The sequence below is a fragment of the Dietzia sp. NPDC055343 genome, from assembly GCF_053645265.1.
Genome location: NZ_JBSHMJ010000064.1, coordinates 1 through 10,647 on the forward strand (window position 1 = coordinate 1; position 10,647 = coordinate 10,647).

7 protein-coding genes are annotated in these 10,647 nt (G+C 64.0%); 2 read left to right on the top strand and 5 right to left on the bottom strand.

All coding sequences use genetic code 11. The annotated features are described in order from the left end of the window. Positions 1-1,001: 1,001 nt before the first annotated feature. Complete coding sequence (locus ACWIE7_RS17770; protein ID WP_454070136.1) at positions 1,002-1,562, bottom strand: nucleotide-binding protein; 561 nt, start codon at positions 1,560-1,562, stop codon at positions 1,002-1,004. Positions 1,563-3,082: 1,520 nt separating this feature from the next. Here ACWIE7_RS17770 and ACWIE7_RS17775 point away from each other — a divergent pair. Continuing rightward, positions 3,083-4,243: a hypothetical protein gene (locus tag ACWIE7_RS17775; RefSeq protein ID WP_454070137.1), complete on the top strand. Its 1,161-nt coding sequence runs from the start codon at positions 3,083-3,085 to the stop codon at positions 4,241-4,243. Between the two features lie 27 nt (positions 4,244-4,270). Here the strand turns inward: ACWIE7_RS17775 and mobF are convergent, their stop codons facing one another. After that, entirely contained in the window at positions 4,271-7,777 is a 3,507-nt protein-coding gene (gene mobF, locus ACWIE7_RS17780; RefSeq protein WP_454070138.1) for a MobF family relaxase, read from the bottom strand. Between the two features lie 315 nt (positions 7,778-8,092). On the opposite strand from mobF, the gene ACWIE7_RS17785 reads away from it, so the two are divergent. Further along, positions 8,093-8,389 carry a hypothetical protein gene (locus ACWIE7_RS17785; RefSeq protein WP_454070139.1) on the top strand — a complete coding sequence of 99 codons (297 nt, stop codon included), beginning with the start codon at positions 8,093-8,095 and terminating at the stop codon, positions 8,387-8,389. A 632-nt stretch (positions 8,390-9,021) separates the two neighbouring features. On the opposite strand, the gene ACWIE7_RS17790 is transcribed toward ACWIE7_RS17785, so the two are convergent. From ACWIE7_RS17790 to ACWIE7_RS17800, 3 genes are all read right to left on the bottom strand, one after another. After that, complete coding sequence (locus ACWIE7_RS17790; RefSeq protein WP_452101053.1) at positions 9,022-9,345, bottom strand: hypothetical protein; 324 nt, start codon at positions 9,343-9,345, stop codon at positions 9,022-9,024. A gap of 14 nt (positions 9,346-9,359) precedes the next feature. Further along, on the bottom strand, positions 9,360-9,737 hold the full coding sequence (locus ACWIE7_RS17795; protein WP_454070140.1) for a hypothetical protein: 378 nt from the start codon (positions 9,735-9,737) through the stop codon (positions 9,360-9,362). A gap of 276 nt (positions 9,738-10,013) precedes the next feature. Next, the gene (locus ACWIE7_RS17800; RefSeq protein WP_454070141.1) at positions 10,014-10,373 is read right to left on the bottom strand and encodes a hypothetical protein; all 360 of its coding nucleotides are present in this window, start codon (positions 10,371-10,373) and stop codon (positions 10,014-10,016) included. Positions 10,374-10,647: the final 274 nt, after the last annotated feature.

A 10,647-nucleotide genomic window follows, 5' to 3' on the forward strand; every position in this document is an offset into this window, starting at 1 on the left:
GGGCGGGTTGTAAAGATCCACGCCATCCTTCAACCCTGCTTCGAGGATGCGGACGTTCTCGACGGTGGAAAGGACGCCGGTGCAGTAAGTCTGTGCCTTCAAGGTGTTGTTGGTGAAGGTGCCGCTCGTTGCAGTGGGTGCCACCTTGTCGATCGTGAGCATCAGCCCCCCAGCCGTAGAAGAACCCGGAATGAGAGAGCCCAGTGAGTTTGCCTGGGCTACCCCTGCCCCGCTAAGCACTGTGGCAGCGGCGAGAACGGTGGTGGCGGCGAAACTGGAAAGGCGAGCGAAACGCATTTTTCCCCTTTTCGGGTCAGTAGTTCCGATCGGCTAGCAGTTGGCCCTGCCGATCACTGCGGCCGGGCAGCCAGAGTGAGCTCAACTTAACAGAAGCAGTAGACAACCTGACTTGTCTTACGCCCGCGGGCTACGTTGGGCCTTAAACTAATTGACAGTCCCGCAAACCTCATCGGGGAGACCACCAATCCAACCGGCCTGCCCGGCCACTCGGCCGGACATGTCGGCGAGGGTCGTAGCTACGCGAGTGCCGATAAGTCGCGATCTGACAAACTCCCCTCCGGTGCGCTCCCCTACAGCGTCGTCAGGTCGCTAGACATATGCGTCCCGATGACGCACCCCACCAGCGGCTTCATCGGGACGCGCGCGATGCCTGAAGGTCGCCATCGCCTCGGCAGCAACTACCTCAAACGGTTTATACCTCTAACGGTACGAACCGACAAAGGTATAGACCGCTTCTTGGCGTTAGTCAGGCAGCGCGTTGCGAATAGCCGACTCAATAAACTCAGACACAGTCTCCCCTTGTTGGATGGCCGCGATTTTCGCCCTCCGGTACACCTCAACATCAAGCGCTAGCGAGGTTTTCGTGCGCCGAGGACTGGTCGCCTTTGCCGCTTCAGACGCCGAGAACGTCTCCGATACCGGGCGGATCGGGGCTGCCGACCGAGGACGCAGACTGCGGCTTACCGGCTCCGATTTGCCACTCACCTAGTCACCTCAACAATCTCTTCCATCAGGTCTCGATAACCAAGGAAGCTCGTGGGACATGTGCCAAATGACTGACGTATAGCCTGACGTTTGCCAATCACGTTCTCGAACACGAAGACACCTTCCGACTCGAGGGCCTCCTTTGTGAGCTCGAGCAGCTTGGTGCCGAGCTCAACGCTTGTGAGGAGAACGCCAGCTGGCTTGTGCGCAGCAGCCTCCAACGTTGGCCAGACGCGCTGGAGGTCCAGACCAGACGGCGCAGTCGGAACCACGACAACATCAGCCGCGTCGATCGCTGCCTGGATGATGTCGGCTGCGCCGGGAGGCGTGTCGATCACTGTGAGATCGCTACTCGATGCTCGCGAAAGCGTGATCTTGTTCGCGGGCGAGACCTGGAACGGCAAAGGCGTACCCCCTTCGGCCGCGATCTCAGCCCAGCTAGTTGCCGAACCCTGAGGATCTGCGTCTAGCAACTCGGTCGACTTCCCCTGCTCGCTCGCCACCGTCGCCAGGTAGATGGCGGTAGTCGTCTTGCCGACGCCGCCCTTGGTGTTCACTACCGCAATCTTCAAAACCCGCCACACCTCTATCTATGAATACCGCTATACCTCTGTACAGATTATGGTCTACACCTTGATACCAAACATGCAGCGTAGGGGCCCGTTAGACACACCGTTCATCCCTAGATACCGCCAAACCGCTAGTGGTGCTGTGGTGTATACCATTCCCGGTTTATACCGCCAACCAGTTGATCTCTACTGGAAGCCGACGGCGTCATAGGCGGCGCCAGAAACTCCACCTCACTTAGGCGTGTCGATAGGATTTGTGGCGCCAAGTGTGGAAGTTTTCCTCCCATGGCGACGAAGCAGCGGGGCCCTGGGCGGCCGTCATTCGGCGAACGCATGCGGGTGCCCGTCCGTATGGCTCCAGAGGTGTACGAAGCACTTCGAGTGGAGGCTAGATCTAGAGGCGTCTCTATGTCCCAGTACTTGGCCGACCTCGCCGCAATCGACCTCGGTCTACCCGAGGCTGTACTTGTACCTGTAGACGAGGAGGCAATTTCAGCGTGAAGCGGCGGTCGGGTCGTGCCCGGCCAATAGTTGAACATCCCGCAGCCCTGAAATGACTGATCCCGGCCCACCTGCCAGTGGACCGGGATCGAAAGTCAAGAGTTTGAGTTACCGCTCAAACTCGGGGTTGCCCACCAATTAGGAGAGCTGTGCTTCCAGGCACCTCTCAGAGTAAGTCATACCCATCGGTTGGTCCAGTCGATCCGTTGGGCGTGTCTTGCCCTGACCGCGACAACGTCGAATCCCGAGATTCCACCTGGTGGTGGGACTCGCTGGTGTGCGCGTGGAGTCCGCGCCCGTATGTACGTGTTGACTCGCGAAAGACGCACTCGTTCGCCGCCACGCGACGCCTTGCTGATGGCGCGCCGGGGGAGGGGACACCGTTTGCACTGCATTTGACTGATGAATCGGGCAGGTTCCGTCTGCTTGCCCTGGATTTTGACGCCCACCACGCCGACTCGACAGCAACCGCCGATCTGACCCGCTGCACAACCGCTCTCACCGCAGCAAGTATCGAGCACCTGGTGTGCTCGTCGGGGTCTGGTGGGGGATACCACGTGTGGATCCGGCTTGGCACTGCCGTATCCCCGCACCGTCTGGCACCGATCGTTAAGGCCTTCGCCGCGGCGTGGCCCTCGCTTGACCTGGGCCCGCTGGCTAACCCGCGCACCGGTTGTGTCCGCGCACCGGGCGCACCTCACCGCGCCGGCGGCGCATCGGTGCCGTTGACGAGCCCGCATATTCGCCCGGTATCTCTGCGCGCCCTGCGCACAGTAGTCACGCAGCTGACACATCCCGAACACGCCGGTTCAGCCACGACCGCCGCAGCAGAAGTAGGCGCCGCACCGATCCCGGTCCACACCGATGTGCAGGGCCACCCGTATCTTGCCGGGCCCAGACGCCCTATGTCCGCGCAGATCCGAGCTCTAGCACGCACTCGGATTGCTGCTCAGTCGGATGCGTCGGCGATCGGGTGGTCGATCTTGTTGGCTTGCGCCCACGCCAGGATGCGCTACGACGACCTGCACCAGGCGGCGTTCACCGACTGCTGGCCAGGCCTGGAAACTGTCCGCACACGCCGCACTGGAGCGGGGGAGCGCACACCCAGGTTCGACCCGCACGCGGAGTTGGCACGCCAGTGGGCCAAAGCCGTCACTGCAGCCAGCTACGCCACCCGCTGCAGCACCACCACGTCGTCACCTGCCCGCCGAGCTGCCGAGGAGACGGTCGCCGACCTGTTGGCACGCATGAACGCCCAGCCGGGTAGGTGGACCGGGAAGACCGGGTCCCAGGACCGCCTGGTGCTGCTGGGACTGGCAGCCCGAACCCTGGCAGCTGCTGCAGAGGCGGTGCAGCTGTCCGAGCGCGACTGGGCCGGCGCTGTAGGCCTGACCAGAGACGTCGTGAACGACCGCGTGAAGGTGCTGCTGCAGCAGGGCTGGATCGCCAGAGCCCAGCGAGCGGCCGGCCCCTGGGCCGCCATCTGGCGGATCGCAACACCCGGGGGCGGGAAGCAAAGAAGTGGTGCAGTTTTTTCTCCAGCTCTTCAGCAGGGACTGCACGCGGAGCTGGAGCGTGCTCGCGCAGACATCTGGCACGCCCGCTCGCTAGGAGTGCTCGGGTTGCGGGTGTGGCAGCTGCTGGCCCGAGGGCCCGTGTCGGTGGGGGAGCTCGCTACCCGGGCTGGAGTGTGCGCGGCAACGGTGCGCAGCAAACTGCGGGCCTTGCAGGCTGTGGGCCTGTGCAACTCTGCGGGGCGCTCCTACCAGGGCCGTTCCCGATTGGCCCGGGCTGCGGCGCTCGCGGGGGTGACAGGTGCGCATGCGGACCGGGTACGTCTGTACCGGCTGCAGTCGGCGGTGTTCGTGTGGTGGTTCACCACCCGCTACCAGCCGACGCGATCCGATGCGCTGGATGAGTGGGGTACCTTTCCCACCCCGGCAGAGGCTGAGCACACCCACCCGGTCGATATCGCTCTGGCCTACGGCGCCACCTGCACCGGCCCCCCGGTCCAGGCCACCACGTGGGGCGCGGCCATGGCTGCTCAAGACCGGCTGCGAGAGTCCGAACCGGCGAGTTGGTGGGAACTGGTAGCGGCAGCTCGGGCAGAGCTTCCCTCACCGGAGATGCTCCTCGCGCCTCACCAATGGGCCCGCGCCGCCGCCTAAGGCTGCCTTCGCCAGAGAACGGGAAGCTCACCACAGGTCGGGGGAGGAGTCGACGCTAGGACTCCAGCTCCACGATGGCCCCGTTGTGTCTGCATAGGGGTCGGTGTCTTCTTCAGCGTCGAGCGCCTCAAGGTAGGACTCCACGAACAAATTCCTGTCCGGTGCTTCTGCTGGCGGGTCGGTCAGTGTGGCTCGGGTGCTGGTGAGCCAGGCGGTCAGTTCAGTGTCGGTACCGAGGACGGTGGGGGCAGGGCAGGGGAGTGCGTCGGTGGTGCCGGCCTCGCGGGTCTGGTGACGGATTCGGTGGGCGATGACTGCTGCGGGCGATTTCGCGGTATCGAGGTTGTCGGTAGCTTCGGCCCACATCTCGCGGGGGTCCAGGCCGGCGAGGACGGCTTCGGTCCAGGCGTGGGCGAGCTCGTCTCCGAGCTCGGGGGTGGGGGAGTAGGCGCGGGGTAGGGCGTCGAGGTAGTCGGGCAGCATCTGGGCGGTGAAGGCCTTGGCTGCCAGCTCGGCCCCGTGGCGGTAGAGCGCTTCCAACCGCTCGGGGTCGGTGGCGTGGTCGTACTCGGTGCGCAGGGTCTGGATTGCTGAAATCTGGCGGGTGTCGCGGGCCAGAACGGTGTGCAGAACCTCGGTGGCGGTGGGTGCTTCGGAGTCGCCGGCAGAGTGCATGTGTCCGTCCTCGGCCGCCGTGTCGAGGTCGGGTTCGCACACGGCGTAGACGCGGTTTTCTCGTCTGCCCCTGGTCATCGCGACGTAGAGTCCGGCGCGGTCCACGCTGGTGTCGATGACGGCGTGGGTGGTGTCCACGGTCGCGCCTTGACAGCGGTGGATGGTGGCCGCGTAACCGAGGTGGATGTTCTTGGCTGCGTAGTCGGCCGGGATCAGCATGTCGGCCCCGGTGTTCTGGTCGCGGACGGCCAGGGAGCCATCGTCGGCCAGTCCGGTCACGGTGAACAGTTGGCCGTTGACGACTCGTCCGAGGTACTTGCTGTCTTCGGTGTAGAGCTTGGAGTTTTTGCGGGCGATGACGGAGTCTCCGACACCGACGGTGTCGCCGCGAGACACCGCCACAGTGTGGGTGTTATCAACAATGCCCTCGGCGATTCTTTGTGCCCGGATGACTTCGTTGAGGGTGTCGACGTCCTCATTGCGGGAGGCGATGATCAGTGAGCTGCGGCCAGCATCGAGGTCAGCAAGATAGGCCTGCACTGCGTCGGTGAGCATGGACTCGCGGTGGCCACCGCGCACCCACCCGCGGCCGTCATACAGATCCAGGGCTGCGATGTCTCCGACTCGCAATCCGAGGGTTGCTTCGGCTTGGTAGGTGTCTGCGCCCATGCGCATCACCTGCTCTAGTTCGACTGTTCCGGGGGTGCGGGTGATGTCGGCGAACAGGCCACCGGAGGTCACCGCCGACAGCTGGTAGGGGTCGCCAATCAGCCGCACCACGGCCCCGGACTCGGCTGCGATTTCGGTCAGCGCGGCGAGGTTTTCGGTGCTGGCCATGCCGGCTTCATCGACCAGCAGCATGTCGCCGGGTTTGATCTCGATCGGCAGGGCCGACAGGGTCTTGCCGGGCAAGCTCGGGTGCAGCCCGCGCCAGGTGAAGGTCAACAGGTCGATGGTGTGCGCGGGGGCGTCAATGTCGCCGGCGAGCACGCTCGCCGCGGCGGCGGAGGGGGCCAGACCGATGATGTTGCGGCCCGTCGATTGCCAGGTTTTCGCGACGATCTTCATGGAGGCGGTCTTGCCGGTTCCGGCCGGACCCACCCCTGCCGCAACCAGTGTTCCCACACCCACCAAGTGCTTTGCCAGAGCCTGCTGTCCGGGGTTGAGCGACCATCCCTCGCACCTTTCGTGGGCGGCCAGGACGTCGTCTACTTCCGTCTCGGTGGCGATGACCGCGACCGGAGTTCGGGCCGCCTCCAGCACGGACGTTTCGGCGCTGAGAACAGCGTCGGTGGTGTACCTCTCCGAATTGGCGTGCCGGTCGATTCCCGCGCCGCGTGCGGTCATCAAAGCAGAGGGAAGCAGCATCGGCTCGGGGGGAGTCAGCGGGACTACGAGGGTGGTCATAGCGCGGGCCATCACGGCCTGGTGCGCCGCTTCGAGTTCGGTTTCTGTGGCGAAGCGGTAGCCCTTGAGAGCGGTCGAGATGGCGGTGTCGATGTGCGAGGCGCGGAAGTGAGCGCGGGCGTCGGTGACCCTGGCGATGGCGAGCTCGGCCACCTTCTCGGTGTGCTGCTCCACATCGAATGCCTCGCGGCTCACCTCGGTGTCAGCGGCGGTGGATACGGCCACGATCTGCTCAACCACGCCTGCACCAACACGGTCGACGGCCGCCACTTTCCATGCTGCGCGGTGCTCGTCCAGCGACTGCGCAGACTTCTTCCCGTCGCGGGTGTCGAGGATCGCTTTCTGCCACAAGGCGTAGCCCGCACGCTGCGAGGGCTGCCGACCATTCTTGACCACGTAGTCGGCGACAAGCTGCTCGTAGACCGGGCGCGCCAGGGTGCGCCGGGACGAGAACATCTCGATCAGGCGCCGGTCCATCCCGGCGATCTCCCAGATCGGGGCTTTGTCTGGGTGCGGGTAGTTCGCGGTGAACTCCACGCCCATCCGGCGGGTCATTTTGTCGTGCAGGATCGCGTCATACCGGGCAGAGATTGCTTGGTGCATCTGGTGGATAGCCCGAGAATCCAGCGACAACCAGCGGCCATCCGGGCCTTGCACTTTGTTGGCCAACAGCACGTGTGAGTGCAGATCCGGGTCGCCCCCGCGAGTATCGAAGTGGGTGAACTCGCTAGCGATCACACCGCGGGTTGTCACCTGCTCGATGCCTTGCTTGCCGACCCGTGTGTAGACGGCGTTGTCCTCGGCCCACGCCAGTGCTTCGGCGACCGCCTCGTGATGCACCGCGGCGATCTTCGATGACGTCTGCTCGTCTGCCAGCGCCCACAGAACGCTGACACTTTTCACCGGAGAGAATGTGAAGTCGAACCCTGCGACCGCCTGCTTGACCTGGTCTCGTTCGCGGTTGATCCAGGCGATAACGTCCTTGCCGGAAGCGTGTTCGTAGCCGAACTTCTCTGCATAGAAAGGCCTGCCGACCTGCTCGGCGATCTCACTCCGCTCGCCCGTGGTGGGGCGGCGTTCCTCGGTCTTGAGAAACGCACGCTCGGCGGCGGCGATCGCGTCCAAGACGTCGACACCGCCGGTATAGAGGGGGAAGGAACGGCCGAGTTTGCAGTCGGCCAACGCGGTCCCGGCGAGCATCTTGGCATCGGTGTCTGGGTGCAAACCCTCGCCATATAGAGCTGCCATCTGGGCTTCGGTGACGACTGCCCCTGCGGCGGCCGTCTCCGAGGCCAGGCCGTCTAGTCCTGAGCCGATCCACCGCCCTGGAGGGGTGCCTTTGGCGGCGTAGTAGTCCGACAACGACTGCCCCTTGGGGTCAGCGTCGTGGGTGGCCACCGACCGCAGCAGGTACTGGTATCCAGTGCCCGCGTGTACGGCTCGCAGCGTCATCACACTCGCCAGCGTAGGCGGCCCAAATGGGCGCGTCTACGCGCCACGGGCCGCAGGCTCGTGACCAGGGCTTTCCCATCGCTCACTAGAAGTGCCTACTGTGTGTGGCTGTTTGAGACGAGCGAAGGCGAGGATCAAGGAGCACGGAACGTGCGACAGGATCGGTGACGAACGGCGACGGTGACAGCGGAATCGGCGAGACGGTGTGCTGGTTGAGCATTGCGACACGGAACGTGGGTCAATAAGCTCGGAGCCATGGTGGCTACCAAGACTGATTCACGTTCACAGACTGCACGGGCCCGCGCTCGTCAGGCGATGGCCGACGAGCTGGAGCGAGCACGTAAACGCGAGGCGAAGCTCGTCGCGGTGTTCTCTGCGATCGACGCCCGCGATGACGCACAGGTCGCCCTCGGCGAAGCGCTGATTGAGCTTCGAGATCTTGGCGTTGCGCAGGCTGATCTGGCGGAGATGACGGGACTGTCGGCCCGCGAAGTTGGTGCAGCGGTCCGCAGCGCAAAGGACAACGAGACCACGACCGATGACACGGTCAGTGATGACGCCGCGGCGGTGGACCAGCCCACTACGGACACCAACGGTGACCAGCACCAGTGAGCGCCCGAACGGGCGGCGGTTCGAGGACATTCCACTCCCGGGAATGGACCTCGACCGCCGACCTAGGACTGCTCCGCAGCGGTCCCGCCCGTACGACTCGACGCTTGCTCCGACTAATGCGGCGATAGCGGCATTCACCTCCCGCGTCGTACGCGCTCCAGGCAATGGATGCCACATCTGGACCGGCGCCGTCTCCGACGGGTACGGAAGAATCTCCTGGAGACGTGACGGCGTCAGCAGGACCGAGTACGCGCACCGCTTCGCCCTCTTGGTCGCCGGCCAGCTGAACGCCGACACGATCGGTGAGCACCGCTGCAACGAACCCCTCTGTGTGCGCGTTGACCCGGACCACCTGATCGCCTCAACCCAATCGGCCAACCTTCTCTATGCCGTCGCTTGCGGACGCACCGGAATCATCCGCAGCGCCGCCGAGAGACACGACCGCCACGCCCGGTCCCTCGCCGTGCGTGACGCTGTGGCGAGCGGCTGGGACCCACTCGCCTACGCTCGCGCCTGCGGCAACACCGCACCACTCTCCGAGCCCCCACTGTTCTAGACTCACTCACAAACGCCTACGACTATGGCCCCACCGATTGGTGGGGCCATAGTCGTATCGGTTGGGTTGAGAAGTGTCAGCGGGCGGGCGCCAGGCGTCGCTGGCGGCGCAAATGCCAGTAGCGCGGAATCGTCCACCGCAGCGGCGTCTTGTCGATCACCAGTAGCGCCAGACGCGACCGGTAATGCACATCATTTCGGACCGCGAACGACCAGTGGCCGACGAACCACGCCACCAGTCCCAAGGCCATCACGGTCGGCGCCCAGGAGCTCGACTGCATTACGCCACAGAACCCGATTACGGCACAGATGCCGCCGAGACCGCGTGCCAGCGGTGGAACCAGGAGTGATGCCACCGCGACGACCGCCACGGCCTGGATTGCGGTCTGCGGATCCCACATGGTGCCCTCCTTGTTTACAGTTCCGACCGGATCTCTTCGAGCACGCTCGGGAACTCCTCGGCTGAAACTGCGAAGTCGTATCTAAGACGATCAATCGCGTCGGCTTCCGAGTAGCCCAGTGCCTCGAGCTGGTGCTCACTCTGGAACACCAGCGCCGTCATGAGCTTCTCCCCCATCGACCACGCAGCGTCAGGCTCGCCGCCGTTGACCTTCGCTTCCCGGGCGCGCTCGACGACCCGGGACAGCGCTTCCTCCTGCCGGCCAGAACGGTTCAGCATGTCAGCGATCAGTTCCTCGCGGTTCATTCGCAGCCTTTCCCAGATTTCGTGCTCTCGACGCACACTCTGCCCGACAGGTCCGACATCAAACGCGAGAAGCACCGACTTGTCCACAAGGCCTCACTGATCATCATTTGTTTGTCGAATCGCTTCGACAATGAAAGCTCCAAATGTGGAAGCAGAGTGCTTGAGTCATGTTCAGCGGCACGCGCTCGACTAGCACTCGGGGCGGTTACTCGATTTCGATTTCGAGCAGGGCGCGGACAGCGGTGTCGAGTGCGGTGTTGATGCCGGCCTCGTCATCGGCCTCACCTGACCCGCCAAACGAACTTGCAAAATCCCGCCAAACGAAGCTGCGAGTCACAGTGGAAGGACGGTGCTGCCGAAGGGTTAAGCAGGCTCGACGTCGAGTCGCTCGCGGTCATACTGAATCGAGCGCTCGGTAGCGACCTGGGCAGCGGCATCCGACCCCCAGACATACGCCAGGAACGCCCGGTCGAGACTCCTGCGTTCATCGGAGCGCCCATCCCGCACGGTGGCGTACTGCGCGTACGGCCGCCTGGCGTGCTGATTGACAGTGCGTTTGCTCATCCCCAGCAGCTTCGCTGTTTCCGTCTGACTGAGACCGCCCAGCAGCGCGGTCTTTACAAGGGCTGGATCGACGACGTTTTCCTCAACGAATCGAAGATGCTCCAGGAGGTGTCGTGCATCTCGGCGACGGTGGGCCAGGTCATTCGGATCTAGTTCCATTGACCCAGTATCACGGTACCGCACGAATACCGCAATACCTGAACCCTCCTCGCGGCTCTCATTTCCTTGGCATTGAGAGACGCTGATCGCGAAGGTAAAGCGCTCGCACTGCCCAGCTCATCCACTCGCACAATCTCTGCCAGGCGATCCTCGCTGGGGCCCCGTTACGAGCACCTAGCTGTGATGTCCAGGGACGTTGTTCTGGCCCCCGCCCGTAATGACACCGTGCCGATTCAAGAAGTATCTGTCCAGACCGCTTGCCATTGAAGGCATG

What these genes read in the sequence shown, in the direction of transcription:
- ACWIE7_RS17775 (WP_454070137.1), top strand. Translation starts at nt 3,083, where the DNA reads ATGCGCTACGACGACCTGCACCAGGCGGCGTTCACCGACTGCTGGCCA.
- mobF (WP_454070138.1), bottom strand. Translation starts at nt 7,777, where the DNA reads ATGACGCTGCGAGCCGTACACGCGGGCACTGGATACCAGTACCTGCTG.
- ACWIE7_RS17785 (WP_454070139.1), top strand. Translation starts at nt 8,093, where the DNA reads ATGGCCGACGAGCTGGAGCGAGCACGTAAACGCGAGGCGAAGCTCGTC.
- ACWIE7_RS17790 (WP_452101053.1), bottom strand. Translation starts at nt 9,345, where the DNA reads ATGTGGGATCCGCAGACCGCAATCCAGGCCGTGGCGGTCGTCGCGGTG.
- ACWIE7_RS17800 (WP_454070141.1), bottom strand. Translation starts at nt 10,373, where the DNA reads ATGGAACTAGATCCGAATGACCTGGCCCACCGTCGCCGAGATGCACGA.